This window comes from Kitasatospora sp. NPDC057965, from assembly GCF_042887135.1.
In the GTDB taxonomy this organism is placed as follows: Bacteria; Actinomycetota; Actinomycetes; order Streptomycetales; family Streptomycetaceae; genus Kitasatospora.
On sequence record NZ_JBHVPZ010000002.1, the window covers coordinates 82,556 to 101,111 of the forward strand.

18 protein-coding genes are annotated in these 18,556 nt (G+C 75.2%); 13 read left to right on the plus strand and 5 right to left on the minus strand.

The genetic code is table 11. From position 1 onward, the window contains the following. Positions 1 to 161: 161 nt before the first annotated feature. The 4 genes from ACFVVU_RS02275 (at position 162) to ACFVVU_RS02290 (ending at position 2,413) form a co-directional block, all read left to right on the plus strand. Positions 162 to 989, plus strand: a complete 828-nt coding sequence (locus ACFVVU_RS02275; protein WP_387787886.1) for an aminoglycoside adenylyltransferase domain-containing protein — start codon at positions 162 to 164, stop codon at positions 987 to 989. 199 nt (positions 990 to 1,188) lie between these two features. Next, a complete protein-coding gene (locus ACFVVU_RS02280; RefSeq protein ID WP_380685213.1) occupies positions 1,189 to 1,650 on the plus strand; it encodes a hypothetical protein in 462 nt (153 codons plus the stop codon). Between the two features lie 214 nt (positions 1,651 to 1,864). Continuing rightward, positions 1,865 to 2,221 carry a metalloregulator ArsR/SmtB family transcription factor gene (locus tag ACFVVU_RS02285; protein WP_355367536.1) on the plus strand — a complete coding sequence of 119 codons (357 nt, stop codon included), beginning with the start codon at positions 1,865 to 1,867 and terminating at the stop codon, positions 2,219 to 2,221. Between the two features lie 30 nt (positions 2,222 to 2,251). Continuing rightward, positions 2,252 to 2,413: a DUF6126 family protein gene (locus tag ACFVVU_RS02290; RefSeq protein ID WP_387787891.1), complete on the plus strand. Its 162-nt coding sequence runs from the start codon at positions 2,252 to 2,254 to the stop codon at positions 2,411 to 2,413. Between the two features lie 98 nt (positions 2,414 to 2,511). Here the strand turns inward: ACFVVU_RS02290 and ACFVVU_RS02295 are convergent, their stop codons facing one another. Next, positions 2,512 to 5,574: a cytochrome P450 gene (locus tag ACFVVU_RS02295; RefSeq protein WP_387787895.1), complete on the minus strand. Its 3,063-nt coding sequence runs from the start codon at positions 5,572 to 5,574 to the stop codon at positions 2,512 to 2,514. Positions 5,575 to 6,062: 488 nt separating this feature from the next. Between ACFVVU_RS02295 and ACFVVU_RS02300 the strand changes: the two genes are divergently transcribed. From ACFVVU_RS02300 to galE, 3 genes are all read left to right on the plus strand, one after another. Further along, complete coding sequence (locus ACFVVU_RS02300; RefSeq protein WP_387787898.1) at positions 6,063 to 6,839, plus strand: sigma 54 modulation/S30EA ribosomal C-terminal domain-containing protein; 777 nt, start codon at positions 6,063 to 6,065, stop codon at positions 6,837 to 6,839. An 87-nt stretch (positions 6,840 to 6,926) separates the two neighbouring features. After that, a complete protein-coding gene (locus tag ACFVVU_RS02305; protein WP_380689171.1) occupies positions 6,927 to 7,403 on the plus strand; it encodes a hypothetical protein in 477 nt (158 codons plus the stop codon). A 719-nt stretch (positions 7,404 to 8,122) separates the two neighbouring features. Continuing rightward, positions 8,123 to 9,142 (plus strand): UDP-glucose 4-epimerase GalE, encoded by a 1,020-nt coding sequence (gene galE / locus ACFVVU_RS02310; protein WP_387787902.1) that lies wholly within the window; start codon positions 8,123 to 8,125, stop codon positions 9,140 to 9,142. A gap of 67 nt (positions 9,143 to 9,209) precedes the next feature. On the opposite strand, the gene ACFVVU_RS02315 is transcribed toward galE, so the two are convergent. Continuing rightward, positions 9,210 to 9,404: an antitoxin gene (locus ACFVVU_RS02315; protein WP_380689365.1), complete on the minus strand. Its 195-nt coding sequence runs from the start codon at positions 9,402 to 9,404 to the stop codon at positions 9,210 to 9,212. Between the two features lie 184 nt (positions 9,405 to 9,588). Here ACFVVU_RS02315 and ACFVVU_RS02320 point away from each other — a divergent pair, with 184 nt between their 5' ends. The 4 genes from ACFVVU_RS02320 to ACFVVU_RS02335 all read left to right on the plus strand — a co-directional run bounded on the left by ACFVVU_RS02320 (position 9,589) and on the right by ACFVVU_RS02335 (position 13,798). Then, positions 9,589 to 10,410, plus strand: a complete 822-nt coding sequence (locus tag ACFVVU_RS02320; protein WP_387787906.1) for a DUF6542 domain-containing protein — start codon at positions 9,589 to 9,591, stop codon at positions 10,408 to 10,410. After that, positions 10,403 to 12,022: an LCP family protein gene (locus ACFVVU_RS02325; RefSeq protein WP_387787908.1), complete on the plus strand. Its 1,620-nt coding sequence runs from the start codon at positions 10,403 to 10,405 to the stop codon at positions 12,020 to 12,022. Before ACFVVU_RS02320 ends, ACFVVU_RS02325 begins: the two co-directional genes overlap by 8 nt. A 176-nt stretch (positions 12,023 to 12,198) precedes the next feature. Further along, complete coding sequence (locus ACFVVU_RS02330) at positions 12,199 to 12,678, plus strand: ricin-type beta-trefoil lectin domain protein (RefSeq protein ID WP_387787911.1); 480 nt, start codon at positions 12,199 to 12,201, stop codon at positions 12,676 to 12,678. Between the two features lie 142 nt (positions 12,679 to 12,820). Next, on the plus strand, positions 12,821 to 13,798 hold the full coding sequence (locus ACFVVU_RS02335; RefSeq protein ID WP_387787914.1) for an endonuclease/exonuclease/phosphatase family protein: 978 nt from the start codon (positions 12,821 to 12,823) through the stop codon (positions 13,796 to 13,798). Here the strand turns inward: ACFVVU_RS02335 and ACFVVU_RS02340 are convergent. Continuing rightward, the gene (locus tag ACFVVU_RS02340) at positions 13,788 to 15,059 is read right to left on the minus strand and encodes an MFS transporter (RefSeq protein ID WP_387787917.1); all 1,272 of its coding nucleotides are present in this window, start codon (positions 15,057 to 15,059) and stop codon (positions 13,788 to 13,790) included. The genes ACFVVU_RS02335 and ACFVVU_RS02340 overlap by 11 nt on opposite strands. Before the next feature lie 171 nt (positions 15,060 to 15,230). On the opposite strand from ACFVVU_RS02340, the gene ACFVVU_RS02345 reads away from it, so the two are divergent. After that, positions 15,231 to 15,674 (plus strand): winged helix-turn-helix transcriptional regulator, encoded by a 444-nt coding sequence (locus ACFVVU_RS02345; protein ID WP_380685434.1) that lies wholly within the window; start codon positions 15,231 to 15,233, stop codon positions 15,672 to 15,674. 58 nt (positions 15,675 to 15,732) lie between these two features. On the opposite strand, the gene ACFVVU_RS02350 is transcribed toward ACFVVU_RS02345, so the two are convergent. After that, positions 15,733 to 16,158 (minus strand): hypothetical protein, encoded by a 426-nt coding sequence (locus ACFVVU_RS02350; RefSeq protein WP_380685432.1) that lies wholly within the window; start codon positions 16,156 to 16,158, stop codon positions 15,733 to 15,735. Positions 16,159 to 16,581: 423 nt separating this feature from the next. Here ACFVVU_RS02350 and ACFVVU_RS02355 point away from each other — a divergent pair, with 423 nt between their 5' ends. Beyond that, a complete protein-coding gene (locus ACFVVU_RS02355; RefSeq protein ID WP_387787922.1) occupies positions 16,582 to 17,943 on the plus strand; it encodes a streptophobe family protein in 1,362 nt (453 codons plus the stop codon). Positions 17,944 to 17,984: 41 nt separating this feature from the next. On the opposite strand, the gene ACFVVU_RS02360 is transcribed toward ACFVVU_RS02355, so the two are convergent. Next, a complete protein-coding gene (locus ACFVVU_RS02360; RefSeq protein ID WP_355367494.1) occupies positions 17,985 to 18,362 on the minus strand; it encodes a DUF1304 domain-containing protein in 378 nt (125 codons plus the stop codon). Between the last annotated feature and the right edge of the window lie 194 nt (positions 18,363 to 18,556).

Genomic DNA, 18,556 nt, shown 5'->3' on the forward strand with positions numbered 1-18,556 from the left:
CGCGGGGCGGCCCGGGTGACGGAGGCCGGCAAGGGTGGCGCGGAGGTGGCGCGAAAAGGGGCGAGGGTGGCGCGAAGAGGGTGCACGAGCGATCAACACGCGCCGATCCTCAGCGGAAACGAGCGGACACGGAGGGTCATCCTGATGGCAGGCTTTCCGCCGTGACTGTGCACCCTCTCGTACACGAGATCGCCGACGCCTACCTGGCCCTGGTCGACGCCGCCGCGCCCGGGCTGGTCGAGGGCCTGTACGTGGTCGGTTCGACGGCCCTGGACGACTTCCACCCGGCACGGAGCGACATCGACTTCGTGGCCGTGACCGCGGATCCGGTCACGGCGGAGCAGCTCGGCGCGCTGGAACGCGCGCACGCCCTGCTCGCGGTGCGCCATCCGCGCCCGGCCTTCGACGGGCCCTACCTCACCTGGGACGAGCTGGCGGGCTCGCCCGCGCAGGCGCCACCGGGTCCGCAGGTGTTCGGGGGGACGGTCCGGCACCGGGTCGCATCGGACCGCACGCCGGTGCTCTGGCACACGCTGGCGCGGCACGGCGTCACGCTGTGCGGGCCGCGGGCCCAGGAACTGATGATCGACACCAACCCGGAGGAGCTCGCCGGCTGGACGGTCGCCAACCTGGAGGAGTACTGGCGTCCGTGGTGGCGGCGCTCCTCCCGGTTGGTGTCGCGCCCGGGGCTGGCCTGCCTCAACGGGTCGGGGCCGGTCTGGGGCGTGCTCGGGGTGAGCCGGCTGCACTACACGCTGGCCACCGGGCGGATCGCCTCCAAGCGCGGCGCCGGCGAGTACGCCCGGGCGGTGTTCGACGAGCGGTGGCACCGGATCGTGGACGAGTGCCTGCGGATCCGCGCCGGCGGGCGGGGACGCTCGCACTACCCGAACCCGTTCGTCCGGCGGGCCGAGGCGCTCGCGTTCATGGACATGGCGATCGAGAGCGCCCGGTGGCTGGGGGCGGACCGGCTGCCGCTCGGGGACTAGCGGGAGACATCGGCACTGGTCAAGGCCCTTGATCACGCCATCCAAGGCCAGTTTCCAGTCTGATCATCAACTGTTTGGATCTTCGCCCTTTTCGGCATTCGATTCAGCTGTCAGAGTTTCGACGTGCCACATGTGACATGTCACATGTGGCACTGGGATGCCCATGAGAACGAAGAGAAGAAAGCGGAGGAGCGGAATCATGCGGATGAACCGACTCACCCTGACCGCGGCCGGCATCGCCGGCGCGGCGGCCCTGCTGGCCGTCCCGGCCCAGGCGAACGCGGCCCAGACCACCACCACCGGCACCACCGTGACCTGCGGCGCCTCCGGCCTGCAGGCCGGCCTGTCGACCCGGGTGTGCGCGGAGATCACCGGCGACAGCATCAAGCTGTACGGCGAGGTCAGCCTGGCCGGCCCGCCGAGCCCGGGCACCCCGTGGCCGCCGAGCATCGACCTGATCACCAGCACCTCCGGCAACATCGTCGGTGGCGCCTCGCTCGGCACGGTCAGCGGCCCGGCCCACTTCGCCGGCAGCACCATCAAGGTTCCCGGCCTGACCAGCACCGTGCCGGCCGGCTCGACCGTGCACGGCAGCTTCAGCGCCGCCACCTTCCCGTGGTCCCCGGCTCCGGTGACCATCGACGTCGTGGTGCCCGGCTGATGACGCGGTCCTAGCGGACTGACGGGGGTGGGCGGGCCCGGGGTGCGAGTCACCCCGGGCCCGCCCTGTTTCCGCCCGTCCCTTCCCCCCGTGCGGCCGGCCGACCGTGACGACTTGAAGAAATCTTCATCTGCGGCGAAGATGCTTCCCGCCGAGCAGGCCGATCCACGGCCCGTCCGGACCCCATCCGGCGACGAGCAGGGAGAGACGGACGATGCCGGTCCCGCTGTACCAGGCGAAGGCGGAGTTCTTCCGGACGCTCGGGCACCCGGTGCGCATCCGGGTCCTGGAGCTGCTCCAGGACGGACCGCGCCCGGTGCGCGAGCTGCTGGCCGCGATCGAGATCGAGCCCTCGAACCTCTCCCAGCAGCTCGCGGTGCTGCGCCGCACCCAGCTGGTCACGGCGACCCGCGAGGGCAACACCGTCGTCTACGCCCTGAGCACGCCGGACGTCGCCGAACTGCTGCGCGCCGCACGGCGGATCCTGACCGAGCTGATCACCGACCAGGGCACGCTGCTCACCGAGCTGCGGGCGCCGCAGGCCGGGGCCTCGCCCGCGGGCAACCGATGACCGGCCCGTCGAGCGAAGGAGTGCCCGGCCATGAGTGAGGACACCGGCGAGCAGCGGCGGGAGGACACCGCCACCCGGGAGGAGAAGGCGCGGCGCAAGGCCATGCTGATCCGAGCGGGCATCTACATCTTCGCCACCCACCTGTTCGCGGGGTTCGTCCTGCTGCTGTTCGCCCTCGGCGGCCGGAAGTGACCGGGACGCCCTGAGGCCCGGCCCGGGGCCCTCCGGGCGGTCCCGGCCGGGTGGCGGCCGGGACCGGTCCGGTGCGGCCGGGCGGCCGTCGACCGGGATCAGTGCGCGGTGTCCTCCCCGGTGTAGCGGCGGCTGGTGCTGGTCCAGGCGTAGACGCCCTCGACCAGTTCCCGGGTGCCGTCGAGGTACCACCCGCCCGCCGGGTGCCGCACCTGCAGACTGCGGCGCAGCTCCTCGCTCTGGGCCGTCAGCCGGGCGATCCTGGCCCCGACCGCGCGGGCGGCCCGGCTGCGGGTGCAGCCGCGGATCCGCTGCAGGGTGAGCACGGTGTTGAAGGCCGCGACGTTCTGGCGTTCCTCGCGGTCCGCCGAGTAGAGGTCGTTGATCAGCGTCGCCGCGTCGGCGGTGTTGGCGCGCAGGCGGTGCAGCGCGGGGTCCGCGTGCAGTCCGGCCGGTGCCTCGCCGCCGTGGACGTGCTCCAGTATGTCCATGAACGGGTAGAGGCAGCTCGCATGGCGGCGCAGCCGCACCGTCTCGGCGAGGTCGGGCTGGGTGCGGGCGGCCCGGTGGGCGGTCTCGGCGAGGAAGGTCTCCAGGCACGACCGCCACTCGACGGCGGCGCGCCGGCGCCAGCCGGGCGGCATGGGGGCGCTCTGGCGTTGCCACAACTCCCGCCAGGCGTCCAGCAGATGGGGCTGGGAGGTGCCGGTGGGGACGGGCCGCCCGGCGAGGACGGCGAGCAGCGGCTCGACGATCGCTCGGGCCTCGACGGGGTCGCGGCCGGGCGGGCCGTCGAAGCGGTCGTCGAGGATGGTGAACCAGCCGAGGATGTCGATCAGCAGGTCCAGCTCGGTGTCGCGGGCGCGGGGGTACGAGTGGCCGATCAGCTCGGGCAGCGCGTAGGTGTGGTAGCGGGCGAGGTCCTCCGGGGCGAGCAGGCCGTGGGCGAGCGCCCATGCGCTGTGCCGGGCCTCGGCGGCGTGCAGTTCGCCCGGCGCGCGCGGCTCGTCCTGCGGGCGCAGCGCGTGGGGCGCGCGCCGGGCGGCCGGGGGGGCGGCCGGGAAGGGCCGTGCCTCGGTCCGGGCCGGTGGCGCGGGCCGGGGGGCGACGGCGAGCCGCCCGGCCGTGGTGACCTGCCGGACGATCGCGGGCGGTCCCAGCGTGGTGACCGGCACGAGGGTGGTGAGCGGGCCCAGGTAGGTGGCCGGGCACACGGGGAGGGCCGTGACGCTCCGGGGGGCGCCGCCGGGACGCGGGGAGCCGGTGCGCGAGGTGCTGTGCTCGGCCGGCCGGGCGGCGGTCTGCGGTGCCTTCGCGTGCGCGCGTTCGGTGGCCGCGGACCGGCGGGTGGCGAGGGAGGACTGGGCGGGGAGCACGGCGGAGCGTCGGGGCCCCGCCGAGCCCGGGGGCCGCAGCGGTTCGACCGGGACGGCCGCTCCGCCGGGGGCGGCCGGACCGGCGGCGCCCACCGGACAGCCCTCGCCCGGTCGCGGGCCGGCCGGGCCCAGCGGGCCGCCCGCGCCTCGTGGGCCGCGCGGAGCGGACTCGGGCCGGTGGGGGTCGGACTCGGGTCGGCGGGGACCGATGATCGGGATCCTTTGGGCGGGCGTGTCGTCGAGGCCGGCCGACGGCGTGCGGCGCGGGCCGGGGGCGTGCGGCGCGCGTCCGCCGCGCGCGGCGAGCCGCACGCGCAGGCCCTGGGCCTGGACGGTCGTCCACACCACCTCGCGGGCCCGGGAGCCGGGGACGGCCGTCGGGCGCCAGCGGCGCAGGATGGCGGCGGCGGCCACGGTCAGCTCGGCCCAGGCGAAGGCCTCGCCGATGCACTTGTGCTTGCCGGCCCCGAACGGCAGGAACGCCTGCCGGACCGCACCCCCGCCGCCGGCCGCGCCCGGCGCCCGGCCGTCGCCGTACCAGCGGCCGGGGCGGAAGCGGAGCGGCTCCGGGTACAGGGCGGGGTCGCGGTGGATCGCGGTGAGGCTGTAGAGCAGTTCGGTGCCGGCCGGGATGCGGTACCGGCCCAGCTCGACCGGTTCGCGCGCGGTGCGCATCAGGAAGGCGTTCGGCGCGTGCAGCCGGACGACCTCCTGGGTGACCGCGCGGGTGTAGCCCAGACGGGCGAGCGCCTCGGGGGTGGGCACGGTGCCGGCCGGGAGGTGCTCGTCCAGCTCGGCCAGTACGCGGGCCTCGACCCGGGGGTGCCGGATCAGCTCGTCGATCAGCCAGGTGAGCGTGGTGGAGACGGTCTCGGTGCCGGCGCCGAACATGGTGATCGCCTCGGAGCGGACGTCCGCCTCGGTGAGCGGCCGTCCGGTCGCGGGGTCGACGGCGGCGCGCAGCAGCGCGGGCAGCGAGGCGCCGCGCCGGCCGCCGGGGCCGGTCACCGGGCAGCCGCCGTCCGGCGCGGTGCCGAACGCGCTCTCGAAGGCGTCCTCGAACGGGTCGCCGGGCGCGGTGCCGTTGACGGCCTGGTCGACGACCTGGTTGAGCACCCGCACGGCCGCGTCGAAACGCCGGTTGACCGGCAGCGGCAGCCGGGCGAGGGAGCGGTGGGGGTAGAGCGACTGGACGATCTGGCCCTTCACCATGTCGGGCAGGGCCCGGTGGAAGGCGAGCGTGGCGTCCTCGCTCAGCCGGGCGTCGAAGAGCGCCCGGGTGACGATCTCCAGTGCGAGGTGGTTCATCTCCTTGCCCACGTCGAGCACCTCGCCGGGGCGCCAGCGCCCGGCCCGCTCCTCGGTGACCCGGTGCATCACGGCGACGTACTCGGCCATCCGGTCCGCCCCGAAGGCGGGCTGGATGATCCGGCGGCGGTCGCGGTGGGCGCGGCCCTCGGACATCAGCAGGCCGTCGCCGAAGGCGGTCTTGAGGGTGTCCTGGACGGCGCCGCGCGGGCAGTCGTGGGCGAGCGCCACCAGCAGGGTGTGGACCAGGGCGGCGTCGGTGACCACGCAGACCGTGCGCGGTCCGAGCCGGATCCGGACCACCTCGCCGTGCCGGGAGAGCGAGCCGAGGAAGCCGAGCGGGTCGCGCAGCAGCGCGGGGGCGTGGCCGAGGCCGGGCACGGCGCCGGGGGCGAGCGGGGGGACGGCCGCGCGGCTCTCCGCCGAGGGGGTTCTGGGCGGGGCAGGCGGTCTGCGGGTCTCGTTCGTCAGGATCATGACATCACCTCTCACCAGATGGACCGGGGGGACGGACCGGTGGGACGGACCGGTGTGTCCGGCCGGGTGTCGGACCGGTCGACCGGCCCGGCGCTGCTGCGGTACCACCGGAGCCGCCGCCGCGACAGCCGGGATTCGGAAGCCTGTTGACGCAGACCCCCGCGCGCGCCACGGACAGAGGGCGCACGCCATGGGAAACGCGCCGGTCCCGCGAGCGTTGCGCCGGACCCGGATGGATCACTCCATCGGTGGAGTGTCCTCAAGATGTGCGCGGTGCGTCCCGATGGGGGCGCGCCGTCGGACGCGGTCCGCGGAGCCGGTCGCGCCACCCCGCACGCCACCCCGCGCGGGTGCCGACGCGGAGGCCGGCCCGGGTGCCGGCGCGGCCGCCGGTCGGGGCCGTCCTGCCTGGCAGGCAGGGCCTTTCGGCCCTCGGCGGGACGGTGCGCACCGGTCCAGCATGGTGCAGAACGAAGGAGGACCCTCTGATGACCCGTCTGCGCCACCGGCCGGCACTCGACGTCCGCGTGGAGATCCGGGGCGAACTGCCCCGGGAGGACGCCGAGTACGCCCGGGCCCGGTCGCTGGCGCTGATCACGGACCTCGGGCCGGACGCGCACGCAGCCCGGCTGCGGCTCACCCGGCCGCGCGACCGGTCGGTCACCAGGCCCGCCGTCGCGCAGGCCTCGGTGGACCTGGAGGGCGCCGGACGGGTGCGGGTGGAACTGGCCACCGTGGCGGTGCGCGAGGCGGTCGACCTGGCGCTCGGCACGCTCGCCGGGCGCGCCGCGCGACTGCGCGAGCTGGGCGACATAGGGCTCGCCTCGGCGTACGAGAGCTCCTGGCGGCCGCAGTACGCGGCGCGCCCGCTCGCCGACCGGCGGATCGTCCGGCACAAGTCCGTGCGACTGGCCCGCCGCACGCCCGAGCAGGCGGTCCGCGAGATGCTGGCGCTGGACTACCGCTTCCACCTCTTCTCGGACGCGCTGACCGGCCAGGACAGCCTGGTCCACCGCAGGCCCGGCGTCGGGTTCCGGCTGGTCCGGGCGCACTCCACGGCCCGGCCGGGCGGTCGGTGGCCGTCGGTCACCGAGAGCCCGGACCCGGCGCCCCGGCTGGAGCCGGCCGAAGCCGCCCGCCAACTCTGGCTCACCTGCTGGCCGTTCGTCTTCCACGCCGATCCCGGCGACGGCCGCGGCCGGGTGCTCTACCGCCGCTACGACGGCCACTATGGCTTGATCACGCCGATAGCGGGAGCCCACTGACGGGCAGGTAATGATCGGCACGGGCTGACCGGTACACGACCGACAACGGACGAGCACACCTTCACGCTCTCGACGGGAACTGGGACCATGGACTGCGAAGAAGTCATGCTGACCGTCAGGATCACGGCCGCCGAGCGGGCCCTGCTGCGCGAACTCGCGCGCGGCCACGGCACCGACGTGTCGGACGTGGTCGTGGACGGCCTGCTGGACGTCATCCCCGGCCTGCACGTCCTGCCGGTGCTGTCCGTGCCGCCGGCCGGGCGGGTGCTGCCCGCCGTCGCCGGGGACCCGGGCGTCTCGCGGCTGCTGCGCGTGCTGGCCCGGCCCGCCCCGTGCGCGGTGACCCTCTGGCTGCCGGCCCCGGTGGCGGACCTGCTCCCGCTGGTCGGTGAGCGGATCGCCGCCGTCAGCGGGCTGCGGATCGGCCCGGCGAGCGCGGCGCTGGCCGCCGCACTGCGGTTCTGGCTGACCGGGGATCCGGGGCGGCTCGCCGCGGGCCTCGCCGGGCTGCACCGGCACGGCGCCGGCCGCCTCGCGGTCCAGCGGCTCGACGTCGCGGCCTGAGCCGAGCCCGGGCGAACGGGGTGCGGGCGGGCGGGGTGTGACGGACGGTGCTTCCGCCGACCGTCCGGATCCGGCCGCTCCGCGCGAGCCGGTTCCGGGGGGCACCCGGGCGCTCAAGGGCGCGTGGGGAGGCGTGCCGGGGGCGGCCGGGCGCTCGTCGTGCCTCGGCGCTCCGTCGCCCGGTGCGGGCCGGACGGGCCTCCGCCCGATGGTCGACGGACCGTCGGGCCGGGCGGGGCCGGAGCGGTTCCTGGGGGTCAAGTGGCATGTCCTGGACGGGAATTTAGCTGGTCAGAGCTCTGGTCACGACCTGCGCGCAGGTCTAGCATTCCGGTCACGGCAACCGGTGTCCGGACCCCCGGACGACCGGTGCGGTGGCCGCCACCACCCCCTGCCGGGGAGCGTACACCCCCCGGGTACGCTCCCCGGCGCCGCTTTGTGCGCGGTGGCCGTCGGGCCGCTCCCAGGCCCGGCGCTGCCGCGGATTGTCCGCCCCGCGCTCGGTAGCCGCATCGTCCGGCGCGCGCCCCCGTCGGTGTGGCCGCGCGCCCCCATGGGGGCGCGCACGCCCGGCGCGCGCCACCGGCCACGCCGTCGAGCCGCCGCACGGGTGCCGAACGTTCGTTCTCCGGAAGGCCGGGAACCGTCGCGTGCGAACCGGACGTCCCCACCCCGACAGGCGCCACCGGGTGCCCGCCCGAGGCAAGGAGCGTCCGACTGTGCGCAAGGTACTGATCACCGGCGGAGCCGGCTACATCGGCAGCACCGTGGCGTCGGCCCTGCTGGACGCGGGCATCACCCCGGTCGTCCTCGACGACCTCTCCCGGGGCCGGGCCGAGTTCGTCGAGGGCCGGGTGTTCTACCAGGGGGACATCGCGGATCCGGAGCTGGTCGACCGGATCTTCGCCGAACACCCCGACATCGACGCCGCCCTGCACTGCGCCGCGCGGATCGTCGTCCCCGAATCGGTCTCCCGGCCGCTCTTCTACTACCGCGAGAACGTCGGCAAGACCGTCGACCTGCTGGAGTCGCTCCAGCGCAACGGCTGCACCCGGGTGGTCTTCAGCAGTTCCGCCTCGATCTACCGGCCCACGCCGACCGGCCGGGTCGACGAGTCCTGTCCGGTCGAGGCGAACAGTCCCTACGCGCGCACCAAGCAGATGATGGAGCAGGTGCTCCAGGACTGGACGCGCGGTGACGGGGCCGATGGGACGCGGGTCATCGCGCTGCGGTACTTCAATCCGATCGGCGCCGACCCGCAGCTGCGCACCGGGCTGCAGGACCTCCGGCCGACCCACGCGCTGGGCAAGTTGATCGAGGCGCACACCAACGGCACGCCGTTCACCATCACCGGGGTCGCCTGGGAGACCCGGGACGGCTCGGGCATCCGCGACTACATCCACGTCCAGGACGTCGCCGAGGCCCATGTCGCCGCGCTGCTCCGGTTCGACGAGGTGGTCGGGGCCGCCGGGGAGGAGCGCTACCGGGTCGTCAACATCGGGACCGGTGACGGCACCACCGTGCGCGAGCTGGTGACCGCCTTCGAACAGGCGGTCGGTGCGAAGCTGGACGTCCGGGAGGCCGAACCGCGGCCCGGCGACGTCCTCGGCTGTTACAGCGACGTGACGGCCGCGCGCGACCTGCTCGGCTGGACGGCGCGCCGGAGCATCGCCGAGGGTGTCGTGGACGCGCTCGCCTGGCGGGCCCGCTGGTCGGCCCGCCTGGCCGCCACCGTCTGATCCTCGCCCGGCCCCGGCCCGGCCGGGTCCGTGTTCGACCGGCCCGGGCCGGGGCGCGGTGCCGGCGTTACTTGGACTCGTCGAGACCGTTGATGAAGTCCTTGGCCTTGTCGGCGGCGGTGTCTATCTGGCCGCTGTACTTGCCGTCGGTCTTGTCGTCGATGACGTCGGCGACCTTGTCCAGGCCCTGGGAGATGGCGCCGCTGTGCTCGCGGGCGAGGTCGGTGGCCTTGTCGGCGAGGTTCTTGAGGTTCTCGAACATGATGGTCCTTCTGTTCGTCCGGCGTTCGCGGCCATCCTAGCCGCCGCCGACCCGGCCTGAGCTGGCGTTTCCCCGCGGCGGGGGCCTGGCGGGATGACTTTGCGGGGGTGGGTTTGTATGCTCCTGGCTTGTTCTACAGCATTGTAGAAGTTCGCTGGCGGGTACCGCGGAAGGGGTGTGGGGCATGGCAGGGCAACGAGCGAGAACCTCGGAGCGGGAGGCCGGACCGCGTTCCGGCGCGGCCCCCGTGCCGGCCCCGCGCCGTGCCGCCGAGCGCCGGGCGACCCCGCGCCGGGCGGCCGGCCGCGATCGCCGGGCGGGCGACCGGAGCACGGGTGGTCGAAGGGCGGGCGACCGGGGCACGGGCGACCGCCGTACGGCCGACCGCCGTGCCGGGGCCCGGCGGTCCGGCGGCGCGCTGCCGGTGCTGCTCGCCGCGCTCGGGCTGCCGGCGGCCGGCGCGGTGGCCGGTGAACTGACCGGGTCGGGCGGCGGCGCGCTGTTCGCGGCCGGCGCCGTGCTCGGTTTCGGCGTCGCGGCGGCGCTCTGCGGCCGGGCCGGGCGCTGGTGGGTCGTCATGGCCGCGCCGCCCGTGGTCCTGGCCGCCCGGGCCGGCACCGCCTACCTCGCCGACCGCGACGGCCTCCAGGGCAAGGCGCTCGCCTCGGCGGCGGTGCGCTGGGTGGTCGGCGCCTTCCCGGTGATGGCGTGGGCGGTGGCGGTCGCGTTGCTGGTCGTCGCGGTGCGGGCGGTCCTCGACCGGCGCACCCGCCGGGGCCGGCGGTCCGCCGACCGTCGCCGGGCCGCCGGAACCCGCGCACCGGCGACGTCCGACTCCGCGACGGACGGCACCGCGACGGACGGCACCGCGAAGGACGGCACGGCGAAGGACGGCGCCACGAAGGAGGGTGCCGCGGAGAACGACTCCGCGACGCCCGACACCGCGACCGGCGGGCCCCGGACCGTCCGGACCCCGACCCCCACCCGGAGGAGCCACCGTGGCTGAGTCCCGCACCAGGCCGCTCACCGTCGCCGGCCGCGTCCTCGCCGGCACCGTCTCGGTGGCCGTCCTCGCCGGCACCGTCTCGGTGGCCGTCCTCGGCGCCAGCGGCTTCACCTGGTACGAGTACCGCCAACTGGACGGCGGCATGGTCAAGTCGGCGGCGCTCACCGAGGCGAGGAAGAACGCGCCGGCGCACCTCGACAAGTCCGTCAACCTGCTGCTGATCGGCCTCGACAGCCGCAAGGACATGGACGGCAACGACCTCCCCAAGGAGTTCGTCGAGGACGAGCTGCACGCCGGCTCCAGCGAGATCGGCGGTTACAACACCAATGCGCTGATCGTCCTGCACATACCGGCCAACGGCGGCAAGGTGACGGCGCTGTCCGTCCCGCGCGACGACTACGTGCAGACCGTCGGCGCGGACGGGAAGATGCACAAGATCAAGGAGGCCTACGGGATCGCCAAGGAGGCCGCCGAGCAGAAGCTGGGCGGCAAGGGGCTGTCCAAGTCCGAGCTGGAGCGGCAGAGCCGCGAGGCCGGCCGGGCCGCGACCCTGCAGACCGTGCAGGCCTTCCTGGACATCCCGATCGACCACTTCGCGGAGGTGAACCTGATCGGCTTCTACGACATCGCCAAGGCCGTCGAGCCGATCCAGGTCTGCCTCAACAATCCGGTCGACGACCCGATCGTGGCCCGGACGGCGACCCACGAGGGCGGCGGCACCGGGCTCAAGCTCCCGGCGGGCGTCAGCTCGCTCGACGCCCGGCAGGCGCTGTCCTTCGTCCGCCAGCGACACCACCTGAAGAACGGCGACCTGGACCGGACCCACCGCCAGCAGGCCTTCATCTCCTCGGTCGTGTACAAGCTCAAGCAGCAGGGCGTGGTCAGCGACTTCGGCCAGCTCCAGCGGCTGTTCGACGTGGTGAAGAAGGACGTGGTGATCGACGACCAGTGGAACGTGCTCGACTTCGCCCAGCAGGCGCCCAACCTGACCGGCGGCAACGTCGAGTTCAACACGCTGCCGATCACCGGGTTCAAGACGATCGGCGGCCAGGAGGTCAACACGGTCGACCCGGACCAGATCAAGCGCATCGTGAAGCAGGTGTTCGGGCACGAGCCGCCGCCGGCCGCGCCCGACGCGGCCGCGCCGGCGGCGGCGTCCACCGCGCCGGCCGAACCGTCCGCCGCAGCGCCTGCCGCCACCGCGCCGTCCGCCACCGCGCCGTCCGCCGCACCGGGCAAGGCGCGGGCCGTCGTGGACGTCCGCGGCGCGAGCGCGGAGGCGGCCGCCGCGGAGTCCAAGGCGCTGGCCGAACTCGGCTACCCGGCGGGCAAGGCGACCGAGACGGCCGCCGCCGGGCGGGCGAAGGCGACGACGGTCTCCTACGGCACGGGGGCCAAGGCCGACGCCGAGCAGGTCGCGGCCCGCTACGGCACCACCGCCACCGCCTCCTCCGCGGTCCCGTCCGGCCACGTCGTCGTCACCCTCGCCGCCGCCCGTACGCCCGCGCCGTCCACCTCCGCCGGTACGGCCGCGCCGACCGACGACCCGACCCCCGAGCCGCCCATGCAGGGCCCGGCGGTCAAGGCGGGCGGCATCCCCTGCGTGGACTGAGGCGCGACGGCCGGCCGGTACGGCCCGTTCGGATGAACGCTCAGCCCAGCTGCAGCAGTTGAGCGGTGATCGGTGCTACCAATGTCCATGCGCTCGGGCCCGGGCGGAGACAGTAACTCATGGCCGTGCGCGCACCGCACCGCACGGCCGGTCACCGCGAGAACGGAATCCACTTCATGGCCATCGCCATCCGCAAGACGCTCGCCGTTACCACGCTGGCCCTGACGGCCGCCTTCCTGCCCGCCGCGGAGGTCGGGGTCGCCGGAACCGCCCAGGCGGCCCAGCGCACCCCGGGCGTCTACTGCCTCGCCAACACCTGGAACACCCCGACCACCTCCGTCAAGCCGTGCAACTCCGGTGACCAGGGCCAGCACTGGACCGTCTCGGGCGAGCAGATCTCGCTCACCAACGCGCGGGCCTACTGTCTCGCCAACACCTGGAACGCCCCCGACGTCTCGACCAAGCCGTGCAACCCCGGTGACCAGGGGCAGTACTGGACCGTCTCGGGCCAGCAGATCTCGCTCACCTTCGCCCCGGCCTACTGCCTCGCCAACAGCTGGGGCACCCCGAAGATCTCGACGAAGCCGTGCGACACCACGGACCCCGGCCAGCACTGGGTGGTCTTCAACGACCAGATCAGCCTGGCCCTCGCCTGATGCACCCCGCCGTGCCCGGGACCGTCGGAAGCCGCCCCGGGCGCGGCGCTCTCGTCCGTACGGCGGGAACCGGGACGCGGGTCGGGGCGTCCTGGGACCGGAGGGCGGGCTTGGGGCCGGAGTGGCGGACGGGGGAGACCGGGTGGCGCGGGCGGGTTGGCGGCTGTGGCTGCGACGGGTGTTGGTGGGGGCCTGCGGGGTCGTGGCGGCCGTGGAGGCCGCGCTGACGGCGGTCCGCCTCGGCGGGTGGGACGACGGGACGTGGCTCGCGATGGCCGTGGTCGGGCTGCCGTACGCGGCGCTCGCCGGTCTGGTCGCGCTCGGTGTGCTGCTGGCCCTGCGGTCGTGGTGGCCGGCCGCGGTGGCCGGAGTCCTGGTGGCGGTGCAACTCGTCTGGCTGGTACCGAGGTTGGTCCCGGACGGCGGCGGCGCCCCGGCGGCCGACGCACCGCGGCTGCGGGTCGCGACCAGCAACGCCTACCTGAGCCGGGCCGACGCGGACGCACTGGTCCGGCTGGTGCGCGAGCAGCGGGTCGACGTGCTCGCGGTGGAGGAGTTCGGCCCCGGGGCCGCCGACCGGCTGGACCGGGCGGGGATCGCCGAGGTGCTGCCGTACCGGGAGGCGCGGCCGGGCCGGGACACCGCGATCTACTCCCGGCTGCCGCTGACCCCGCTGGACGGCTCGGCCCCGGAGGCGGCCCGGGACCAGATCGCGGCCGAGGTGGCGGTCGGCGGGCGCACCGTGCGGCTGACGGCCGTGCACACCTACTACCCGATGGGCGACGCCCGGCGCTGGGCGGAGGACTTCGACGGGCTGCGGGCGGCGGTGAGCGGAGCCACCCGCAACGCCGTCCTGCTGGGGGACTTCAACGCGACGCTCGACCACACGCCGATGCGGGACCTGCTCGACACCGGCCTCACGGACAGCCACGCCGAGCTCGGGCATGGCGTCGCGCCGACCTGGCCGGAGTCCAACACCTACTTCTCCGGTCTCCGGCCGCTGATCCAGATCGACCACGTGCTGCACGGGGAGGCGCTGCGCGCGGTGTCGGTGGCCGAGCACACGGTGCGCGGCACCGACCACCGCGCGGTGGTCGCCGAGCTGGCGGTCACGGACTGACGGCGCTCCCGGCCGCGTCCCGGTCGTCGGCGCCGTGCGCGTAGGCACTGCGGTCGGTGACCCACCAGAAGGCGAGCGCGAGCAGGCTGACGCCGGCGCCCAGCAGGCAGACCGCCGTCCAGCCGCCCCGCTCGTAGGCCACGGTGGAGAGGATCGCGCCGAGGGCGCTGCCGGCGGAGTAGAGCAGCATGTAGCCGGCGGTCATCCGGCTCTGCGCCTCGGGGCGGACCTGGTAGAGCAGGTGCTGGTTGACCACGTGCACCGACTGCAGGCCGTAGTCGATCACCACCGTGGCGAGCACCAGCCACCACACCGAGTGCGGCAGCAGCGCGGCGATCGGCCAGCCGGCGAGCATCGCGATGAGCCCGATCACCAGGGTGTGCCGCGCCCGCCCCCGGTCGGCCTGGCGTCCGGCGCGCCCGGCGCCGAGCGCGCCCGCGGCGCCGGCCAGGCCGAAGAGCCCGATCACGGTGTGGCTGAGCCCGAACGGCGGGGCGGCCAGCGCCAGCACCATCGGGGTGAGCAGCACGGTGACGGCGGTGAAGATCAGCAGCGCGAGCCCGGCCCGGATCCGGAGCACGGGCTCCCGGGCGAACAGCGTGAACACCGAGCCGACCAGCCGCGGGTAGCGGATCCGCTCCGGCCGGCGGCGCGCCTCGGCCGGGACGACGGTGGCGAGGAGGACGGCCATGGCGGCCGTCGCGGCGGCGGAGACGACGTAGACGGCGCGCCAGCCGGCGAGGTCGCCGATGGTTCCGGCGACGGTCCGGGCGAGCAGGATGCCGACCACGATGCCGCTGGTGACGGTGCCGACCACCCGGCCCCGGTCGGCGGGGTCGGCGAGCGAGGCCGCGTGGGCGACCATCACCTGCGCCACCACGGCGAGCACCCCGACCGCCGCCGTGGCGAGCAGCATCAGCGGGGCCGAGGGGGCGACGGCCACGGCGCCGAGCGCCACCACGGAGAGGCCGAGCTGGGCGGTGGTCAGCAGTCGGCGGTCGAGGTGGTCGCCGAGCGGGACGAGGAGCACCAGGCCGACGGCGTACCCGATCTGGGTGAGGGTGCCGACCAGGCCGACGGTGGCGCGGCCGATGCCGAGGTCGTCGCCGATGAGGTCGAGCAGCGGCTGGGAGTAGTAGACGTTGGCGACGGCCAGGCCGCTCGCCACGGAGAACAGCCAGGCGACGGCAGGGGAGAGCCGATGGGCGGTGGTGGCGGGGGTGTGGGTGGTACTGGCGGACGGGGCCACGGGGACAGGCACGGGCGAGGGCTCCTTCGCACGGCAAAGTGGTTTCAAAGTGCTACCGCGCCACCCTCGCACGGGGAGGTTTCTTTAAGCAACCACCAGCCTCGTCGGGAAGCGGCACGGTAGGGTTGCACGGTGAAACCGGCCCCGCCGGAGCGCGGGACCGCAGGTGAGAGGAGGGGGCGCGTGCCGAAACGCACCTCGCACGAGGACTCGGCCTGCCCGGTCGCCCGGCCGCTGGACGTCCTCGGCGACGGCTGGACGCTGCTGATCGTCCGTGACGCCTTCGACGGGCTGCGCCGCTTCGGGCAGTTCCAGAAGAACCTCGGCCTGGCGAAGAACATCCTCTCCGCCCGCCTCGCCACCCTGGTCGCCAACGGCGTCTTCGCACTCGCCCCGGCCGCCGACGGCAGCCCGTACCAGGAGTACGTGCTCACCGAGAAGGGGCGGGCGCTCTTTCCCGTCGTCACCGCGCTGCGCCAGTGGGGCGAGCAGTACTTCTTCACCGACGACGAGCCGCGCGCCCGCCTGGTCGACCGGGCCGCCGGTGCGCCGGTCGCCCGGGTGGAGGTCCGGGCGGCCGACGGCCGGGTGCTCGGGCCGGACGACGCCGAGGTGCTGCTGCCCTGACCGCGCGCAGCGCCCCGCCCACCGGAGTCGTGGGCGGGGCGCTGGTGGCCGGGGGGTGTCAGCAGTTCCGGATCGACCGCACGGGCGTCCAGTCCTGGGTGTGGTTGGCGCCCCCGTCGGCGGTGAAGGACTTCAGGACGCGGCCGTTCGCGTCGTAGAAGGAGGACCTCGTGCCGCTGGTCTGGTTGTCGGCGTAGAACCCGTGGCCGCTCCAGCCGCTGAGGCTGTACCGGGCGCAGGTGTAGAGGTAGAAGATCTTGTAGTCGCCGGTCGTGGGGTCCCAGACCAGGGTGCAGAGGTTGCCCGGGGCGCACTGGTAGTCGCTGTTGGCCGGGACGTGCCCGGAGGGGGCCGCCGGTGAGACGGTCGGCGAGACGGCGGCGGGCGCGGCCTGGGCCGGGGCGGTGCCGGCGAAGGCCGTCAGCAGGGCGGTGAGAGCGCCGGCGGCGCCGAGGGCCGAGCGCTTGGGGCGAGAGCGGAGCATGGGTCCTCCCACTGTTCGGATCGGCTCGGCCGGTGGGTCCGGCGGCTGCCGCGGGCTCTTCGGCGGAGGTCTTCGGCGCGGTGGCAGGGGTGGCACGGGTGGCACGGCCGGCATTCGCCCGATGGGGTGAACGGCGCCGGGCCCGGGTCCCGCGGACGGACGACCGGTCCGTCCGGCCGGCGCAGCGGGTTCCTGCCACTCGCATCCATTTCTCCCCCCGCTCCCCGCCGGTCGCAACAGCAGCCCGCCCGGCACCCGCCCGGCGACCGGTGCGCCACCCGGGGCGTTGCGTCGTCCGCCCGGCCGTGCGCGCGCCGCGCTGCCCGGGCGGGGCGGCGCGGCGTGGGCCACCCTGGTGCCAGGCGAGGGGGCGGGGCCGGGAACGGACGCGTGGGGGAAACCGACCCCGACAGGGAGGCCCGCATGCAGCAGCAGGCCCGTTCGAGCCCGCCGCCCGGCGCGGCGGCGGCCGGACCGCCCGGCGCCCTGCACGACTGGCTGGACGCGGTGGCCGTCGTCGTGGCCGGCCTCGCCGCGATGCTGGTGGTGGCCGCACTCGGCCTCTGGGCGGCCGGCGCCGACGCGCTGCCCGGCGGGGCCTTCCCGTTCGTGCTCGCCGCCACGCTCGCGCTCGCCGTCGGCGGATCGGTCGAGCTCGACGGCGGCGCCGGCTTCTTCGCCTCGGTCGACGCCGGGATCACCGCGATGCCGCTCTCCGTCGGCCTGGCCGGCGCGCTCGCCGTGGCCGAGGTGTTCCTGAGCCAACTGCGCTACCGCGCGGTGGCCGGCGGCCGTGAACTGCTCGGCCGCGTCGCCCGGACGGCGGTGGTCTGGCTGGTCGCGCTGGCGCTGCTCTGCGCCGTCGCCCGGCACACCTTCACGGTGACGCTCGGCGACGGCCTGGCCGAACAGCTCGGCGGCGCCCTCGGCCTCCACCCCGAGGTGGGCTTCTACGCGGAGCCCGCCGGCACCCTCGGGCTCGGGCTGCTCTGGCTGCTCGTCGTGCTCGCCGCGACCTTCGCCGTCTCCCGCCGGGCGCCGCTGCCGCGCTCCCTGCTGCCCTTCCAGCAGGCCGTCCGCCCGGCCGCGTTCGCGATGCTGCTGGTGCTGCTCGGCTATGTGCTGCTCGGGGTGGCGGCCGCGATCGGCACGGCGGTCGTGCACGGTGACGCCCGGCAGGTCGCCGCCGTCGCGCTGCTCGCCCTGCCCAACCTGGTCTGGATGGCCTTCGGCGTCGGCCTCGGCGGAGAGTGGCACGGCCACCTGGTCGGGGCGGTCGGGCTGCCGGTGCCCAAACCGCTGGCCGCCGTGCTGCGCACCGGCGGGGGCGGGGGCGGCACGGTGAGCCTCGGCACGCTCGCCGAGCAGGACGGCCGGGCCTGGTGGCTGCTCCCGCTGGCCGCCGTCCTGATGCTCGCGGCCGGGGTGCTGGCCGCCCACCGCTCACCGCGCGGGGTCCGCCTCTGGCAGCACGCCGTGCGGCTGGCGGTGGCCGCCGCCGTCACCGTGCTGCTGGTCGGCGTCTGGACCAGGGTCTCCGCCGACTACGGCCTCTCGGTGCTCGGCGTCGGGCTCGGCGAGGGCGGCCTGGGGAACCTGCTGAGCTCCGTCCTCGGCCCGGCCGCCGGCCCGGCCGGGCCCGCCGCCGCCCTTGCCGGGGGCACCCTCACCCTCGACCCCCAGCTGTGGACGCTGGTCCCGCTGGCCGCCGGCTGGGGCCTGCTGGCCGGTGCCCTCGGCGCGCTCGCCGCCACCCGCCTCCCCCGTCGCGGCGAGACCGGGTAGCCCGGGGCGGGCGTGCGGCCGGGCGGCCGGCTGGGCGGCCGTCAGCTCGCGGCCTCGGCCAGCAGGACGACGGCCGGGGGGAGCGCCTGACCGAGGGCACCCGGCCAGAGCCGGGGCTCGGAGACGACGAGGGTGGTGCCGGCCGCGATCATGAAGGCGCTGAGGTAGGTGATCAGGGTGCGGCCGACCACGGGCTCGCCGCGGTGCAGTGCGACCAGTCCGGCGACCAGGCCGAGGGCGAGGAAGAGGTTGTAGAAGCCGACGTTGACCCGCCAGAGACGGACCTGGGGGGCGTCGGAGGTGGAGGCGGTGAGCAGCCGACGGACCCTCGGGTGGCCGTAGAGGAAGCTCTCCAGCGGCCACACCACGAGGTGGACGGCGGCGGCGATCAGCGCGAACACCTGGCTGACGGCGTTCATCCGGAACTCCTGCGCGCGGGTCGATCGGCTGCGGATCATTCTAGTCCGCACCCGGTCCGGCCGCCGTCCTCATGCCGTCCGCCCGGAGTTCCGTACCGTCCGTCCGGTCCGATACCACGGAATTGGACTGGACCACTGGATCACTGCCGGGAGCCTGCCCTATCGTTCGGAGAGATCTGCACGGTCGTCCGGGG